Raw genomic sequence first — 16,875 nt, 5'->3', positions numbered from 1 at the left:
AATCGGTCCGTCCCCGCGTCCCCGCTATCGGCCGGGTCGAACGCGGCGAAGGCCGGACTTCGCCGTCGTCCAGGCGGGATAGACGGCGTTGTAGACGCTGGCCGGGGCGTTTCGGGCGCCGGCACGGAGGAGCCGATGGGACAGCGGCGGTTCGGACTCGGAGACGAGTTCGTCGAGATCGACCTCGTCGAGCCACGCGAAGAAGGCCGCCTCGGCCGGTGAGGACGGGCCCGTCTCGCGTGCGCGCTCGCGGATATCTTCCCACATGTACTTCTCGTCCTGTCCGAGCACCCACCGACCCTCCTCGAGGGCGGTCCGGATCTCGCGGTAGTCCTCGTCGTCGAAGGGGTAGCCGTGGTCGGTCGGCTCGAGTCCCGAGAGTCGCAGGCCGACGGCCGTCCGGTAGCACTTCTCGCACTCGCCGCAGTTGCCGTCCATGCGGTCGTTGCAGGTCTGTAGCTGGAGGTCCGGCTCCGCTTCGCGGACGTAGTCGGCGATGGCGTCGACCCGCTCCTGACGCGTCAGCTCGTAGCCGTCGTGGTGACACCGCGTCCCCGCCCACCGGACGTGGTCGTCGATGTCGGGACGGGACCCCCACTCGAGGTCGATCCCCTCCCAGTGGGTCGCGGCGACGTAGAGGTCCTCCACTCCCCGCGCGTAGGCCATCGGAGCGCAGAGCCCGAGCAGGCCGAGCCCGTGGCCGACTGAGCTGTACCAGGCGCCGTCGACGTGGCGCTTGTAGTGGGCCAGCAGCATGGGATGATCGAGGAACGAGAGCATGTTCGACTCGACGAAGGCCGTCTCGAGACCGCGGTCGTCGGCGAACGACGAGACGCGCTCGCGGAGGGCGGCCCACTTCTCGTCGTCGGCCGAGTCGGGAGTGATCGTCCAGCCGCGGATGCTGATCAGCGTCGGTTCCTCATCGCGGTGGCGGACGTACGAACACGTCGAGTCGACGCCGCCGGTGAAGAGCAGGCCGCTCTCGCCGCCGGCCTCGGGCTCGGGGTCGATCGTCTCCTTCGCGTAGAGGGTCCCGCCCTCGAGGAAGTCGTGCATCTCCCGGAGCGACGCCTCGACGTCCTGCAACGCCGCGGCGAAGGCGGCGTCGACCTCGTCGACGTAGACGTCAGCTCCGTTGGCCCACGCCACCGGACAGACCTGGGCGAGGACGGGGACGGCGAGCACTCCATCGGGGACGTCCGCGATCGGGACGTCGTACTCGGTTCGGAACGGTTCGGTAGTGAAGAACCGCTCGAGGTCGCCGGACGTTCGAACGTCCGCCTCGAGGGTCGTACCGTCGGTCTGGATGGAGTCGATGACGATGGATGACATAGCGTATGAGAGTCGAGCCGGCACCGCTGCGTGCTGTTCGCTGTCGACTCGACCGAGTACGAACGGGTACAAAAACCATCAGAACCGTTGCTCGTCCCGAACGAGCGATCGAACCGCGTATCGACGGCTCCCGATCGATAAGGTCCGCTTACACCCGACGATCGCACGCCGGGCGAACGGTGTGGCTGCGAGCACCGCCGGAGGACCGGTCGATGACCGACGACGTCCCGAATCGCCGAAATCGGCTGTGAAAGGTACGTTATACCCACATTCAGCCCGTCTGATCGGATAGGATCTATATAACAAACCGCGCTATCGAACACCCTTCGGCCAACACATGCGTATCGACATTGGACCGGACCGATTCCGTCTCGAGCGAGTATGAAGCGGGCGACGTTCAACGGCATCGTCGCCGGCGGCTTCCTCGCGGTCGCGGTCGCGATACTCGTCGCGAGGGCGAATCCGGCGACGAGCTACGAGCCGTCGATATACGCGGGGACGCCGACGATCACCTGGATCGGATTCGCGATCGCGCTCGCCGTCGGCGTCAGTACGGCGGTGGTCTGTCGCGGCCGCCAACAGGCGCTGGGGATCGCGCTCGGCGGGACGACGGTCACGTCGATCGTCAGTCTCCCGGTGGTCAGGAACTACCACTTCATGGGGATGGGCGACGCGCTCACGCATCTCGGCTGGACGCGGGACATCGTCACGGGGCAGCTGGCGCCCCACGAACTGTTCTATCCCGCCGTCCACACGATCGGAGCGGCCTTCCACGTCGTCGGCGGAGTCCCGATCGAGCGCGGGCTCCTGTTCAGCGTCGTCGTCCTGTTCGTCCCGTTCCTGATCTTCGTCCCACTGATCGTCCGAGAGATCGCCGACGACGGACTGGCGATCGGAATCGCGGCGATCATCTCGTGGATGGTGTTACCGATCAACAACGTCGGGACGCACATGGGCGTGCACACGAACTCGAACGCCCTCTTCCTGGTGCCGGTCGTCGTCTTCGCGTTCGTCGCGTACCTCCGCCGACGGGCGACGATCGAACGGCTTCCGCTGGGACTGTCGCCGTTCAGCCTCCTGGTTTACCTGGCGGGGATCGGTCTCCTGCTGGTCCATCCCCAGCACATGATCGGCGTCATCGTGCTGGTCGGTTCGATCGCCGGCATCCAGTATCTCATCCGACGGCAGTACGACGACCATCCCGTCCTCGATCATCCCACGATGTACGCACACACGGTCGTTCTCGGTGCCATCTTCACCATCTGGGCCGTGAGCAACGAGCGGTTCCGGGACGCGTTCGCCGGCCTCATCATCGGCGTCTTCGAGGAGGACATCGGCGGCGGCGCCGAGGTCGGGCAGCGGGAGTCCTCCCTCCAGGAGATCGGCGGCAGTATCACCGAACTGTTCGTCACGATGTTCCTCGAGCTGGCGATCATCGCGCTCGTCGTCGGCGTCTTCATATTGCTGATGTGGCTCGGCCGAACCGCGCTCGATCCGGAGACGCGGTCTCAGGTCAACTACCTCTCGCTCGCGCTGTTCCCGCTGACCGGGCTGTTCTTCGTCTACTTCGTCGGGACGCCGACGATGGCGTTCCGTCAGGTCGGCTTCATCGCCGTCCTGCTGACGGTGCTCGCGGGCATCGCCTTGGCTCACGGCGTCGGCGCGCTCTCGGGAGTCATCACGCGACCGGGCGCCAGCGCCGTCGCGGCGGTCCTCCTCGGCGGCTGTCTCGTGCTCGGGCTGATGACGGTGTTCGCTTCGCCGATCATCTACAACCCCACCCAACACGTGACCGACGAGACGTTCAGCGGCTACGAATCCGCGGTAACCCACACGGACGACGATCGACCGCTCGTCGGACTGGGCTTTAACCCCTTCCGGTACGATCACGCGGTCAACGGCCTCGGGGGCGATGACACCCTCTCCGGAGCGTCGTCTGAGAGCGGAACGGTCGATCCAGCGGCGTTCAACGCGGGTGAGTACGAGGAGGCGTACCACGACGTCGGCTACTACTTCATCGTCACCGAGTACGACATCACTCGGGAGATCGAGGTCTACCAGGAACTCGATTACAGCGAGGAGTCCCTCGAGGACCTCGAGACCGACTCGAGCGCCAACAAGGTGATCTCGAACGACGAGTTCCGGATGTACACCGTCGCCGGCGCGGACGAGGAGTAGCCGACGCCGTTCGGCGAACCGTTCACGCCGGAACGGTCGCGGATCGAACCGGGCCGCGGGTTCGACGCTCGGTCGGTCGCTACTCACCGCTTCCCTCGCGCGCGTTAGTTCACTATAGACGATCGGCTCGGTAACGCTCCGTCGACGCAGTTCGTCATCTCCGTCGCGGCTCGTCGCTCGCGCAACCGTCTCCGCACTCTATCAGGCGCTGGGCGGGACCGACGACGCTCGCCGACTGGAAGGAGCCGGGTCCGGAACGGATCCGACGCTGACGCGCGGGCGGTCGTCGTCCACCCCGACCCCGTTCGACTCTCATCTCGGCGGACCAGGCGCCGTCCACCCGGTCGATTCGCGGCCGGTGGTCTCGAGGACGCGTCCGCAGTTCGAATCCGTGGACGGTCGCCCCGTCGCTGGTCCGAATGACCCCTCGATACCGACCGTCCCTAGAACTGGTAGCACCGACCCACGGTCGCGTCGGGACGCGAGATGAAATTTGTCGAACATGAACGGCCGAATAACCGAGAAACGGTCGCGGTGATTCGTCTCCACTCCCACGAGCCCCGATCAGATCTCGATTTCACGAGCCGGCCGCTACAGCGGCTCTTCCCGGTGGTAACCGCGTATTTACGCGCTAAAACTCGGTTACTCGGCGGTATTTCGTCTCCCCGTTGTTCATAAGTTCTTGAATGAATGTACATATATTGTGTCCTTTTCGTCAGAGTTAGAAATATATTCTGTAAAATTAATCCATATTCTCAAGGAAAAGTTTATGAGTGCAAGGCCAGGTTACGCAAGTGTATGGCGCAGAACCCCCGTACGTCCGAGACGGACACCACGCCGACCACAGGCCGTAACGACGGATTAAGCCGCCGCAACTACGTGCGCTCGGTCGCCGCGGCCGCGGCCGCGGTGACGTCGTTCGGCGCGGCCGGCACGGCTGCCGCTCAAGGCGACTACGAGGTTATCGAAGCCAGCGGTCAGACGATCACCGTCGGTGACGGTGAGACCTGGGAGAACAAACTGATCGACCTGACGAACGGTCAGGACGTCGTCGTCGTCACCGAAGGCAGCGACTGGACGATCCGAAACGTCGGCGTCAAGGGCCGCAACACCTCCGGCACCGGCTCCTCGATGTTCGGCATCTCCGACGCCGGCGGCTCGAGCACCATCGAGAACGTCTACCTCGGCGACGGCTCCGACGAGCGCAACGGCAGCTCGAGCGGTCACGGACAGACGGCCTTCTGGGCCAACCCCGACCACGCCGGTCACATCGACATGAAGAACGTCAACATTCAGGGCTTCGCGGACAACGCGGTCTACGGCTCCGCGCCCGGGAGCGGCGCCGGCGGGACGATCCACATCGACCGCTGTTTCGCCGCCAACTGTTACGTCTCCCACTTCCGTCTCGCGACCGAGGGGAGCAAGGTGACGAACTCCAGCGTCCTCGTCGACGACGAGGGCTACGCCGGCCGCGGTATCTGGGCCTGGGCGCCCGGCGCGATCGAGGTCGAGAACTGCCAGATCTCGATGAACGGTCACAACACCGCGATCGCCGCCGGCGCCAACGGCAAGGGCACCGAAGTCGTCCTCCGGGACACCGATTACGACGACCAGGCCGGCATCGCCGAGCACGCCGGCTCGAACGTCCGACTCGAGGGCGACTCGGGCACCGACCCCACGGCATTCATCCCGAAGGGCACCCCGACCAGCGCCGAAGAAGCGGCCTCCGGTTCCAACTGATTCCCCGCTGACGCGATTCGACAGCCCCCTCCCCGATCGCCGCCGCGATCGGTTCGCTACCGCCGCCGTCCCCGCTGACGCACCCTCCCCCCGCTGACGCGGCCCCTCCGCCGACGCAGCCCCCACCCGCTGACGCCTCCCTCCACTCACCTCGATTTTCCCCGCCGATTCGACGGTTCGTCGCATATTCACGTTCGATCGGCCGTTTCCAGACCGTTCTCGCGCGAGTTCGACGCCGCACCACCGACCGACGCGAGTCGACGGGCAGTCGATGCTGAGACGTCGGCTCGAACTGGCACTGAGCAGTGGAATTGAGACGGCCCCCGAACCCGACCCAGCGATTCCGCCGGTGGCTCGGGGCGGCTATCTATCACCGAACGGCCGAAACCGGCCGGTAATACGGTATTACTCGGCACTGAGATCCCTCCGAGGGCGGGTCAAAGGCGGTGGAGAACTGCTGCAACGCGGGTAATACGCTATTATCGCGCGTTCTATCTCGAATACTGATAATACAATATTTCGCGCCATATTTTCAGTAGTTTCGTACTTTTATACTCTCGAAATAACTATCGTCTGTAAATTTTAAGTATAATGGAGGAGAAAGTTTATGGTGGTAGTATCAGATTACCCGATTGCATGGCACGCGACTCTTCGGTAGCGGACGACGATCGGTGCGTCGGCGAGGACACGCCGACGACCGACAGCGGAACGAGTGGATTGCTCCACCGGCGATCGTACATGAAACTCGCCGGTGCGACGACGGCGGCCGCAGCGGCGTTCGGAACGAGCGTCGGCGCCGCGGAGGACTACGAGGTCATCCGCGCGAACGGACAGGTCGTTCGGGTCGGCCGCGGCGAGACGTTCGAGAACAAGCTGATCGACCTCACGACCGGGAACGGCTTTCTGCTGCTCGTCGAGGGAGCAAACTCCGTCATCCGAAACATCGGATTCGAGGGGCTCTACCGCGGCGACCAGTTTCTGATCTCGATCAAGGCCGACCGCGGAGACGTCCTCTTCGAGAACATCTACATGGGCGACGGCGCGACCAAGGACGGTTCGGACTTCGTCCACGGACCCGGCGCGGTCTTCATGCACAAGCAGAGCCAGGCGAACCTGACGTTCCGCCGGTGTAACGTGCAGGGCTTCCCGAACAACGCCTTCTACTGTTCCAACACCGCGTCCGGACCGAGCAGCGTCCACTTCGACACCTGCTTCGGCAAGAACAACGGCGTCACGACGTTCCGCTGTGCGAGCGGCGACGACGTGATCGAGAACTGCGTCGCGTACAACGACACCACCGACTACGGCCGCGGCTACGGCGGCTACACCGAGACCAACGGCCGCCCCGTCTGGGTCTGGTCGGGCGGGAACGTCACGATCCGCGACTCGCACTTCGCCGACGGTCCCTACCCCTACGCGATGGTCGCCGGCGCCAACGGCTCGGCCGGTCGGGCCACCTTCGAGAGCGGCGCCTACCGCGGCACCATCCACCGGGCGAGCGGCTCGACCGTCACCGTGGGCGACGACGTCTCGAACGATCCCGATCTCTCGATTCCCGACGGCGTGCCCACGACGGCCAAAGCGGCCGCGTCGGGCGGTTCGGGAAGCGCCTCGAGCAGCGGATCGGCCGCCGAAAGCGCGGACGACGAGCAGCTTCCCCACCTCGTGCTCCTCGACGGCGACGCGTCGGACGTGACGCGATACGAGTTCACCGTCGACGGCGAGGTCGAGGCGGCGAACGCCGAGGGCGCGTCGATCGACGCGAACGACGAGATCACGGACGGGCGGGTCCACGGCGTCGTCGCCGACTGGAAGGACGCCTTCCGGTTCGACGGCAGCCTCGAGCAACTCACCGTCGACGGGCCGGGAACGGTCCTGGTCGACGGCGAGGCGGTCGATCCCGCCGACTACGGCGAGGAACTCCCCCACGTCCTCGAGGTCGCGGGCCGCGGCGTGCCGACGAGTTTCGAGCTCTCGGTCGACGGCGAGATCGAACTCGAGGGAGACGACGACGTGACGACGATCTCGGGATCGACCGTCCAGAGTTCGGTCACCGACGGGAGTCGGACGTTCCGGTTCTCGGGCGCGGTGATCGACGTGACGATCGTCAACGGCGCGGCCGACGTCAGCGTCGACGGCGAAGCCGTCGACCCGGCCGACTACGGCGACTACGAACTGCTCCCCCACGCGCTGGTCGTCGACGGAACGGACGCCGACGAGCCGAGCGCCTACTCCTTCGAGGCCGGCGGCGCGGTCGTCAAGGCCACTTACGACGAGGCCACGATCGACGAGGACGACGTGATCGAGGAGCGGACCGTTCGCGGCGTCGCCGGCGACTGGGTCGACGCCTACTGGTTCGACGGCGACATCGAGGACTTCACGCTGCGCGGTCACGCGACCGTCGACGTCCAGTACAACGCCCGCGACCAGTAACTGCGAGATCGCTCTCCGCTCACTTTTCGCGACGTTCGACCCTCGAGCGACGGCTTCGGACGGAGAGACGGCTCCCGAACGGTGTGACGGCGCCGGACCGAACTAACGACTCGACGCCGAGCGCTATCGGAGTCGACGCGTCGAACGGACGGCCCGTCTCGAGTCACTGCAATAGCGAGAACGACGGTCGTGATCGGTATCGATCCGCGATCGGACGGGCGCGAACCGGGCGGTTGCCGACCCGACTCGCCGCGGACGGGGTTCGTCACCGTGGAGAGGGGTCGTCGCGTGAACGCGATTCACGGCGTCCGAGCGGCCGTCTTCCCCGCGTTCAGAAGTCGTCCGGCGTGATTCGGTCGCGGTCGGCGTAGACGTGGGCCGATCCCGACTCGAACGACAGGTCCGTCACCGAACCGGCGTAGCGATACCGCTGGACGCCGGACTCGATGGTGCTCTCGGCGGTTCCCGACGTCACGGTGACGCGGTCGCCGAAGCCGTCCCAGGCGATCGGCTCGATCTCGCCGCTGACGCTGACTTCGTACGACGCCGCCGAACCGTTCCCGACGACGGTCAGGACGTGCTCGAGCGCGTCGCCGTAGTCGGCCGGATCGACCTGCTCGTCGTCGACCAACACGCGCGCGTCGCCGTCAATGGACAGCGACTCGAGGTCGCCGCCGAAGCGGAAGGCGTCGCGCCAGCCACCGACGGAGCCGACGACGTCCCCGCCGTCGATCTCGTCGTCGCCGTTGATCGACGCGCCTCGATAGGTCGCGGCCTCGACGTCGCCGGTCACCGTGAACTCGTAGCGGCTCTTCCCGATCGTCCCGATGCCGTCGATCAGAATCGTCCGGTCGAGTCCGTCGTCGTGCCAGGGCATGTCGCCCTTCCAGTCGTCGCCGGTCGCGCCCGGTCGCGGATACCGACCGAGGTGCGACGGGCTGTCGTCGACGAACGGGTCGGCCGGCCCCTCGACGGTGACGTCGACCAGCAGCGAGTCGAACTCCCAGGCGTGGCGCCCGTCGACGACGCGGCCGGCGGCGCGGGTGCCGTCGTCGCTGATCCACATGGAGTCGTCCTCGATCGTCGCGCCGTTGTACGTCGACGGTTCGACGGGGGCCGCCTCGACCTCGAAGTAGTAGTCGGTCGGCTCGGACTCGCCCTCGGCGACGAACTCGTACGTGTACTGCAGGTCCTCGTGGTCCCCGCGCGAACGCCCGTCCGCACTGCTGCCAGTGGCGCCGGCGGCTTCCTCCGCCGTGGTCGGGACGCCGTCGGGCATCGACAGGTCGGGACTGGACCCATCGGTGGCGCCCCACGAGACGTTCACGTCGCCGCGCTCGCTGAGCCCGTCGTACCGCGTGGCCTCGATCACGACGTCGGTCCGTTCGCCGCTTCGGCCGAGGTGGATCGCGTCGGGGTACGATCCCGAGGAGAAGTCGCAGTCGCTGACCGTGATTTCGCCGGGATTCCAGCCCCAGAAACAGCGGCCGTCGTAGCGTCCGTTCCCGTCGTTGTACGCGACGGAGTTCGTACACTTCGATCCGTCCGAACCGAGTCGGTAGCTCGAGACGTAGTTGTTCGCGGCGTAGCAGTCGTCGATGTGGACCGTCCCGCCCCGGCCGTTGTATCCGGGTGCGGAGGCGTAGATCCCGTTGTTCGGCCAGTTCTGGACGTTACAGTTCTTGATGTCGATGTGGCCGTCGTGCTCGGGAGCGACCCAGATCGCACACTGGCCGTGGGAGCGGTAGCTGCTCGGTCGGACACACCCGTCGCCCATGTAGACGTTCTCGATAGTGGACGTGTTGCCGCCGACGTCCGCGACCACGATCGCGTGCCGGTCGCGTCGGTGGGCGCCTCTGAAGCCGACGTTTCGGATGGTCCAGTTCGTCGACTCGCGGCCGTACAGCATGAAGTAGTTGCCGTTACTGAAATCGATGATCTTGTTCTCGAAGACCTCGCCGTCGTCCAGTCGATAGAGCGAATTGTCCGCTTCGATCACGTCGTACTCGCTCGCGGCCGCGCCGCTCGGGGTGGCGCCGATGATCGCCGCGCCGGCCCCTGACGCGGTCCCGGCCAGTTTCAGATACGATCGCCTGTCGAGTAACGGAGCGTTACCCCCCTGTTCACCGTCTTCGGACCCGTCCGTCCCGGAGTTCTCGTCGGGTAAGCCGGGCTTATCGCGTGCCATACGGACTGACTATCAGATACAGACACCATAAGCATTCTCGCCACCTCCCTTCGAAAGTTCAGAATGTAGTTTCGGCGAGATCGTTTCTGCGATTGTATACCGTTCTAATAGAATCTAGACTATCAGATACCCAGCGGACTCGAGGCGATCGCTCGGTTCTCGGTCGAGACGACGGTCCGATCCGGATGCGGAGATCATCGACTGGCGGGGAGTGCTGGAGTCGACGCGGTTCGAGCGACGAACGGAATCGGAGGATACGTTGGACGCGCCCCCTGACCTCGTGGCGATCGACGCGACCGTCGGCCGCGGACGGAACTCACGATGCTGTTTCCGAAACCTGTACGGAGCGATTCCGTCACTCGCCGGTCGCTGCGATCGACGTCCGCGTCGCTCCGGTCGGTCGCGACGTCCGCGGGAATCGCGCGACGAGAACTCGTGACTGCCGTGCAGGTCTGGCGGCGTGGTTGTGACTGTCACTCAGGTTCGGTAGGAAATGGCTCCCGCGCCTGCGTCGGAAACAGATGCTGGCACGCGAACTGCTCCGGTACGGGTGACGGTCGTCGGGAGCCACTCGTCCGTTCGAGAGCCGTGAATAAAAGTCCTTCTTACCTTCATCCGCGAGTAATCTACTCGCCGCTCTCGAGAGACCGCAGCCATCGACGCCTCGAGAGAGTCGTCGATCCACTCCCGAAGGAACAGTCACTCGATCCGCGATAACTTGCCGTCGACGTTCCGTTCGCGTCGCCGATTCGACACCGCGTGTGCGACCGAGAGGGCGAAGAAAGCGACGACGACGACGCCGGCGATGCCGAGCGTCGGGACGGCCGACAGCGGCGGAACGCTGAGGAACGCCCCGGAGACGAGCGCCGCGCCGACGACGCTCAGGGCGGCGTACCATCGGTCCCACCGGTCCTGCTGGTGCGTATCCGTGTCCAGATACATCATCAGCAGGTCGGCGTTGTCCGCCAGGGAGATCAGCCCCCGATCCTGATCGTACTCGACGATACCGGCGTCGTCCATCTTCGGCAGATGGGTCTGGTAAAGCGCGACGTACACGCGCTTGCGCTGATCGGAGCTGAGCGCGCTGACTTCGGTATCGTTCTCCCAGGCCGCGATCTGTTCGGCGAGTTCGCCGAGGGTGACCGTATCGTCGGCCTCGAGTAAGTACGCGAGGACTTCTCGCCGCCGTCGATTCTTCAGGAGCTCGAAAATGACGTCCTTCGACAGTCGTTGCTCCTCATCCGAGTCGGCGACCGAGGCGATCTCGTCGGGGAGCGACGTATCGATCGACGACATTACGATCGCCCTCCGGACGGTAGGGTCGTACTCCGGCCCGGTTCACACGAGCTACCGCGCACGAAACGGCTGCCAAACTGTCGAATCGACGGGAGCCGTTGTCCGCTCGATCGGCAAGTCGCAGTCACGATTGACACACCAAGTTGTACACCAATAGTGACACTCTTAAGGACGGCCACGTTTCGCACCGGCTGCAAAGCGGGTATGGGACGACTTCCGGATCCCGCAGACGGCGGCGGACACCGATCCGACGTCGGCCGATTTCGAGAATCGCGCGACGGGATCAGTATTGGACGATTGTTCGACTGTATCCGACGCGTACACGCGCTCCCGTTACGGGAGCAAGGGCGTGGAGATGATCGATGGGCTGAACTGAGACACGACACTGGTTCGAAACGTTAGGTGCCGGCGACATAAAGGCGAACGACAGTTCGCCGCCGAAAGCCAGATTTACGCGATGAACACGCGGTTTACGTCCGGCGTGTCAGAGAACGATGGCCACAATTCATGTGGCGCGCTCACTATGAACATGGTAGGGCGACGGCGCTACCGACGGCGCTTCGCCCGAAAGCGACCGATGGGACACGGTCACGGCACGACTCGATCGACGTCTCACACAGCGTCGGCGGCGACGTGTCGGTTCTCTCATCTTCTCTCTCGCGCCGGAGAACGGCCGAGCGGTAAGTCGGCGTTTCCCGCGAAACCATGTGAACCCCTTACAGTGCCGGCACCGATTCCTCAACTACTGATGACGCGGTCCATCATCGATCACACCACGAGCGAATCAACGGAGACAGAGACCGGTCTATGTCCGGATTGCGAAACGGATACGATCGTCCACGACCCGGACCGCGGCGAGCGAGTCTGCGAGGAGTGCGGGCTCGTTCTGACCGAAGATCCGATCGATTACGGCCCCGAGTGGCGAGCGTTCAACGCCCAGGAGCACGACGAACTCTCCCGCGTCGGCGCACCGCTGACCCAGTCGATGCACGACCGAGGGCTGACGACGACCATCGACTGGCGCAACAAGGACGCCAACGGCCACTCGATGTCGGCCGAGAAGCAGGGCCAGCTCCACCGCCTCCGCGTCTGGCAGGAGCGCATTCGCACGAAAAACGCCGGCGAACGCAATCTCAAGTACGCGCTCTCGGAGATCGACCGGATGGTCAGTGCGTTAGGGGTTCCAAAGCCCGTCAAGGAGACCGCGAGCGTCATCTACCGGCGCGCGCTCGAGCAGGATCTCATCCGCGGCCGATCGATCGAGGGCGTCGCCACGAGCGCGCTGTACACGGCCTGCCGGAAGGAGGACATTCCGCGGAGCTTAGAGGAAGTCACCTCCGTCTCGCGGGTCGACCAGCGGGAGATCGGCCGCACGTATCGGTATATCGCCGACGAACTCGACATCAATCTGGAGCCGACGAATCCGCGCCAGTTCGTCCCTCGCTTCTGTTCGGAACTCGACGTCGGCAAGGACGTCGAGACGAAGGCCGTCGAGATCATCGACCAGACGACCGAACAGGGCCTGCACTCGGGGAAGTCGCCGACCGGCTTCGCCGCCGCCGCCATCTACGCGGCCGGCCTCCTCTGCGACGAGACGATCCCCCAGCGCGCCGTCGCCGACACCGCACAGACGACCGTGGTGACGGTGCGGAATCGGTATCGGGAGCAGCTCGAGGCGATCGACCAGCAGCCGGCGACTACATGATCGACCGCTCTTCTTCGGGATGGAAGTCCTCCAGGGCGTGGAGGTTCGCGTACGGCACGAACGCGACGAATTCGTCATCCTCGTCGTAGAGTTCGACGCCGTTCTCGGTGTGTTCGTACCGCTCGCACTGGATCTGGCCCTCGGGCAGGATTGCGCGATACATACTCGTATGGACGCCGTCCAAGCAAATATAGCTGGGCGGTGGTTTCGGGTGGGAGAGCGGCTTTCGTCTCTTCGTGCCCGTCCGAAGCCGCGGCGACGCGCCGCTACTGGGTGGGAATCGTTACAGTGATGATACTATGGTATCGAGCCGAAGTCAGGATGAGTGCGGATACCGACATCGACGTCGAAGTCCACGAGGACGTGACGTACGCGACGCGCGACGCCGGCGAGTTAGGGCTCGATCTGTTCGTCCCCGCGGTCGACGATCCGCCGCTGGTCGTCTACGTCCACGGCGGCGGCTGGGTCGCCGAGACCCGCGACAACGTTCCGGAGCCGGAACGGTACGCGGCCGAGTGGGAGTGTGCGATCGCCAGCGTGAGCTACCGATTGGCCGCGATTCCCGACGCCCTCGAGGACGGCGTCGACTTCCCGATCGACCCGGCGAACGACACGCCGCGGGGCGTCTTCCCAGACCAGCTCGTCGACGTGAAGGCGGCGATCAGGTGGTTGCGGGCGAACGCCGACGAGTACGGATACGACGCGACGAACGTCGCGGCGTGGGGCGCGTCGGCCGGCGGTCACCTGGCCCTCCTCGCGGGCGTCGTCGACGACGTCGAAGCGCTCGCGGGGGACGTCTTCTCCGAGACGGACCTCGAGAAGGCGGTCGCCCCCGACGAGTCGGGCGCCGTCCAGGCGGTCGTCGACTGGTACGGCGTCGCGGATCTCACGCTGGTCCCGGACGACCCGACCGATCCCGCCTCGCTCCTCATCGGCGGCCCGAAATCGGAGCGCGAGGCCGCGTTCGCGCAAGCGAGTCCGGTGACCCACGTCTCCGCGGAGACGCCGCCGGTCCTCGCCATGCACGGTCGCGACGACGCGGTGGTTTCGATCGAACACAGCCGCGTCCTGTTCGACGCGCTGGACGAGGCCGGCGTCGACGCGGCGCTGTACGAACTGCACGACCGCAACCACGTCTGGGTGACCGGCGGCGTCGAGGAGATCGAGTCGGAACGGGTGGCGATGGAACTGCTGACCGCGGATCCGACGCCCGCGCAGTCGATCACCGAGACCGTCCACCTCGAGGAGGGCGGCTCCGCGACCGCTCTCATCGAGGGAACTCCCCCGGCGGGACCGGAAGCGATCGAGCGGTTCCTCGAGCGCACGATCGAGTGACGGACCGCCGCGATCCGCGGGAGACGAATTACAGAGAAAATCCGTCTCTCGGACGCCGTCGAACGGGCCGGTGACTGGAATCACTCATCGCGTTTCCCGTACGTTTCCTCACCCCACCCGTAGTCGGACGCTTCGTCGTTCCGATCGAGGTAGTCCTCCAGTTCCTCCTGTACCGATCGGCCGAGATCGTCTAACTCATTGTCGATAAGCGAAACCGTGCTCGAATCGAGCGACTCGGTCGCGTTTCGCTCCCGCCAGTCGTCCGAAATCGTTGGGGCGTCGAAGCGAAGGCGGTCTTCGGTCGGGTCCCAGTAGAAGTCGAACGCTCGGAACAGGCCGAGGTCGCTGACGATTCGAACGTGCTCTTCATCGAGATTCGTGTACTCGCTCCACTCGTTGAATCCCTCCGACCACGCCCCCTCCTGGAGCAGGTCTTCGATGTCCTCGCGGTAGAAGTCCTCCGACCCGAGCGTCTCTTCTCGCCACTCGAACTCGCGTGGCATTCCTCGGTTCGAGAGGTCCGGTGGTTCCGGGACCTCGATATCGAGCGCCATACCGGTGGTTTCACTGGGAACACAATAAAGCCCATAGCAGGTCCAAACGAGACGCCTCTCGCAAGGGAAGATCCCGCGCGTATCGGTCATGCTTGCTTTCAGCGTCGTGTGCTCGCTCGTCTCGACCGCGCTTATCGTCTGCCATCCCAGAACGGTAGCTCGCCAGCCGGATCGCTCCGTGGACAGCTGTTGTCTACGGTCACGCTCGCTCGAGCGTCCCCGAATTCGACCGCCGACGACCGCTCGAGGGACGGCCGTACGGCTACCGAACCCAAGCGAACACCCGCGGCGGCTGTGTCGTGATGTCGGTGAGACCGTCTCGAGGTCCGGTCGGCGGCGCGATCGCTCGCGCTCGAGGGAGGGAGTGACCGCGTGGACAGGCCTAGCCGTGGACGTCAGTTGTCTCCGGGTCCGAGCGGGGGCGGTCCGGCTCCGGGTTCGGATCGCTCGGCTCCGCTCCGCTCGCCGCGCCGGGGATCGACGCGTCCGCGGGGACGATCACCCGCCGTTCGGTGTACTCGAGGCCGTTCTTGCGTTCGGTCTGCCGGCGCACCGCGAGCCGGTTCTTCGAGAGGTCCAGGAGGGCGTCGATCGTCCTCGAGACGAGCTTCTTCGCGTAGCTGTCGCTGATCCCCGGCTCCCGGCGGCGGATCCAGTGTTTGAGGTCGCTCGCTTTGACGTACGCGTCGACGTCCTTGCAGCCGCGCTCCCACGGATCGTCGCCGACGCTCGAGTCGGTTCGGGCCCGCCAGAGTTTCGCGGCCAGTCTGGTGGGCAGCGCGTTCGCCGCGGCGCGGCGGCGATCGTCGTCCATCCGCGCGAGCTGCTGGATCGGGAGCAGGTCGCCGAAGGCCAGCGAGACGTCGCCGCCGCGCTCGAGCGGGTCGGCGCTCTCCGGGAGGCGGTAGTAGGCGTTCCCGTCGTCCTTCGCGATGCGCTCGAGGCGGCCGTCGGCGACGGTGACCTCGCGTTCGTCGACGTGCTCGGTCTCGAGGTGGGCGCCCTTCTCGAGTTCGCGGGACTGGAGCTCCGCGATGCGCTCCTTGTTGGCGTTGGCCTTCTTGAGCGCCGCTTCGGCGAGGCTCTCGAGTTCGGCGGTCTCGGACTCGAGAGCGGTGGCCTCGTCCTCGAGGGCCGCGGTGCGCGTCTCGAGTCGCTCGGCCTCGTTCTCGAGGTCGCTGGTGTGCGCCTCGAGGTCATCGGTGCGCGCTTCGAGGGCCGCGTTCCGCTCCTCGAGGTCGGCGACGGTCTCGGCGAGTCGATCGCGGTCGCGCTCGAGGGCCGCGATGCGGTCGTCCTTGCGCTCGAGGTCGGCCTCGAGGGACTCGAGGCGGTCGCGGAGTCGTTCGAACTCGCTGGGCTGGGCTGTCCGGCCGGAATCGGTCGACGGCGATGCGTCCGTGTCGGGTGCTGACGATGGCATTGAACTGTCTGGTGTGGGCTGGATAGTCGGACGGCGATACGACGGCTCGAGCGACGCGTGGCCGGCGGCGCCGCTCTCAGGTCGAGTCCCGCAGCTCGTCGGTGGCGTGGGGGTGATCCCGAAGCACGAGCAACAGCGCGTGGAGCTGGGCTCGGATCTCGCGCAAGTGACGCCGCGCCCGTGCCCGCGTCGGCTCGTCGAAGGACTCCGTCGCCGCGATCGACTCGAGGAGCCGTTCGGTCTCCGCGTCGAGCGCCTCGAGGCGCTCTATATACTGTCGGATGAGCATGGTCTCGAGGCGCTCGCGCTCGGTCGCGACCCGCGGCTCGTCAGCCATCAACGGTCACCTCGCCGTTTGTGGGTGGTCGGGTCTCGAGTGGCTGCTCGAGAAGAAGTCCGATCCCTCGCGCGTGCGCAGTGACAGTGAAAGGCAGCGGCTCGCGTCTCGTCGTGGCCGTCCGAACGGCCAGCTGTTCCGTCGTCTATGGGGTAATCTCTTTGACCCCTCGAGCGTTCGTTTCGCATGGTCGGAAACCTCGTGGTGAGGATGACCCGACCCCCGGCGTGCTCCAACACGTCGGACCTTTCAGTCCGAAAGGGGCGGATCAATTATATATGGAGACTCCCATTACAAATACTTTTCCTACAATTCGCAGTCAGAATAATACAGTTTGCTACTAGATCAGACGAA

At 65.4% G+C, this 16,875-nt stretch carries 12 protein-coding genes; 5 read left to right on the top strand and 7 right to left on the bottom strand.

Annotated features, from left to right (window positions below; translation table 11 throughout):
• Window positions 1–24: 24 nt before the first annotated feature.
• Window positions 25–1,332 (bottom strand): hypothetical protein, encoded by a 1,308-nt coding sequence (locus WD430_RS22330; RefSeq protein ID WP_339106368.1) that lies wholly within the window; start codon window positions 1,330–1,332, stop codon window positions 25–27.
• Between the two features lie 381 nt (window positions 1,333–1,713).
• On the opposite strand from WD430_RS22330, the gene WD430_RS22325 reads away from it, so the two are divergent.
• From WD430_RS22325 to WD430_RS22315, 3 genes are all read left to right on the top strand, one after another.
• The gene (locus WD430_RS22325; protein WP_339106367.1) at window positions 1,714–3,510 is read left to right on the top strand and encodes a hypothetical protein; all 1,797 of its coding nucleotides are present in this window, start codon (window positions 1,714–1,716) and stop codon (window positions 3,508–3,510) included.
• A 798-nt stretch (window positions 3,511–4,308) separates the two neighbouring features.
• The gene (locus WD430_RS22320; RefSeq protein WP_339106366.1) at window positions 4,309–5,250 is read left to right on the top strand and encodes a hypothetical protein; all 942 of its coding nucleotides are present in this window, start codon (window positions 4,309–4,311) and stop codon (window positions 5,248–5,250) included.
• Between the two features lie 636 nt (window positions 5,251–5,886).
• The gene (locus WD430_RS22315) at window positions 5,887–7,683 is read left to right on the top strand and encodes a hypothetical protein (RefSeq protein WP_339106365.1); all 1,797 of its coding nucleotides are present in this window, start codon (window positions 5,887–5,889) and stop codon (window positions 7,681–7,683) included.
• Window positions 7,684–8,014: 331 nt separating this feature from the next.
• Here the strand turns inward: WD430_RS22315 and WD430_RS22310 are convergent, their stop codons facing one another.
• Together WD430_RS22310 and WD430_RS22305 are read right to left on the bottom strand one after the other, a co-directional pair.
• Entirely contained in the window at window positions 8,015–9,871 is a 1,857-nt protein-coding gene (locus tag WD430_RS22310; RefSeq protein WP_339106364.1) for a right-handed parallel beta-helix repeat-containing protein, read from the bottom strand.
• A gap of 699 nt (window positions 9,872–10,570) precedes the next feature.
• Entirely contained in the window at window positions 10,571–11,167 is a 597-nt protein-coding gene (locus WD430_RS22305) for an ArsR family transcriptional regulator (protein ID WP_339106363.1), read from the bottom strand.
• A 748-nt stretch (window positions 11,168–11,915) separates the two neighbouring features.
• Between WD430_RS22305 and WD430_RS22300 the strand changes: the two genes are divergently transcribed.
• Window positions 11,916–12,872: a transcription initiation factor IIB gene (locus WD430_RS22300; protein ID WP_339106362.1), complete on the top strand. Its 957-nt coding sequence runs from the start codon at window positions 11,916–11,918 to the stop codon at window positions 12,870–12,872.
• Here the strand turns inward: WD430_RS22300 and WD430_RS22295 are convergent.
• Window positions 12,865–13,035, bottom strand: a complete 171-nt coding sequence (locus WD430_RS22295) for a hypothetical protein (RefSeq protein WP_339106361.1) — start codon at window positions 13,033–13,035, stop codon at window positions 12,865–12,867. The genes WD430_RS22300 and WD430_RS22295 overlap by 8 nt on opposite strands.
• A gap of 158 nt (window positions 13,036–13,193) precedes the next feature.
• Here WD430_RS22295 and WD430_RS22290 point away from each other — a divergent pair, with 158 nt between their 5' ends.
• Window positions 13,194–14,207 (top strand): alpha/beta hydrolase, encoded by a 1,014-nt coding sequence (locus WD430_RS22290; protein WP_339106360.1) that lies wholly within the window; start codon window positions 13,194–13,196, stop codon window positions 14,205–14,207.
• Between the two features lie 80 nt (window positions 14,208–14,287).
• Here the strand turns inward: WD430_RS22290 and WD430_RS22285 are convergent, their stop codons facing one another.
• The 3 genes from WD430_RS22285 to WD430_RS22275 form a co-directional block, all read right to left on the bottom strand.
• Window positions 14,288–14,710, bottom strand: coding sequence for a hypothetical protein (locus WD430_RS22285; RefSeq protein WP_339106510.1), 423 nt, complete (start codon window positions 14,708–14,710; stop codon window positions 14,288–14,290).
• Window positions 14,711–15,143: 433 nt separating this feature from the next.
• Window positions 15,144–16,184: a hypothetical protein gene (locus WD430_RS22280; RefSeq protein WP_339106359.1), complete on the bottom strand. Its 1,041-nt coding sequence runs from the start codon at window positions 16,182–16,184 to the stop codon at window positions 15,144–15,146.
• Between the two features lie 76 nt (window positions 16,185–16,260).
• Window positions 16,261–16,521: a hypothetical protein gene (locus WD430_RS22275; protein ID WP_339106358.1), complete on the bottom strand. Its 261-nt coding sequence runs from the start codon at window positions 16,519–16,521 to the stop codon at window positions 16,261–16,263.
• Window positions 16,522–16,875 lie beyond the last annotated feature (354 nt).

It is taken from the genome of Haloterrigena sp. KLK7 (genome assembly GCF_037914945.1).
In the GTDB taxonomy this organism is placed as follows: Archaea; Halobacteriota; Halobacteria; order Halobacteriales; family Natrialbaceae; genus Haloterrigena; species Haloterrigena salinisoli.
This window is presented reverse-complemented; position numbering and strand designations above follow the sequence as displayed.

Bases quoted from the DNA above. Each gene is read 5' to 3' on its own strand.
- WD430_RS22295 (WP_339106361.1), bottom strand. From the start codon at position 13,035: ATGTATCGCGCAATCCTGCCCGAGGGCCAGATCCAGTGCGAGCGGTAC.
- WD430_RS22275 (WP_339106358.1), bottom strand. From the start codon at position 16,521: ATGGCTGACGAGCCGCGGGTCGCGACCGAGCGCGAGCGCCTCGAGACC.
- WD430_RS22315 (WP_339106365.1), top strand. From the start codon at position 5,887: ATGGCACGCGACTCTTCGGTAGCGGACGACGATCGGTGCGTCGGCGAG.
- WD430_RS22300 (WP_339106362.1), top strand. From the start codon at position 11,916: ATGACGCGGTCCATCATCGATCACACCACGAGCGAATCAACGGAGACA.
- WD430_RS22310 (WP_339106364.1), bottom strand. From the start codon at position 9,871: ATGGCACGCGATAAGCCCGGCTTACCCGACGAGAACTCCGGGACGGAC.
- WD430_RS22280 (WP_339106359.1), bottom strand. From the start codon at position 16,184: ATGCCATCGTCAGCACCCGACACGGACGCATCGCCGTCGACCGATTCC.
- WD430_RS22285 (WP_339106510.1), bottom strand. From the start codon at position 14,710: ATGCCACGCGAGTTCGAGTGGCGAGAAGAGACGCTCGGGTCGGAGGAC.
- WD430_RS22320 (WP_339106366.1), top strand. From the start codon at position 4,309: ATGGCGCAGAACCCCCGTACGTCCGAGACGGACACCACGCCGACCACA.
- WD430_RS22290 (WP_339106360.1), top strand. From the start codon at position 13,194: ATGAGTGCGGATACCGACATCGACGTCGAAGTCCACGAGGACGTGACG.
- WD430_RS22330 (WP_339106368.1), bottom strand. From the start codon at position 1,332: ATGTCATCCATCGTCATCGACTCCATCCAGACCGACGGTACGACCCTC.
- WD430_RS22325 (WP_339106367.1), top strand. From the start codon at position 1,714: ATGAAGCGGGCGACGTTCAACGGCATCGTCGCCGGCGGCTTCCTCGCG.
- WD430_RS22305 (WP_339106363.1), bottom strand. From the start codon at position 11,167: ATGTCGTCGATCGATACGTCGCTCCCCGACGAGATCGCCTCGGTCGCC.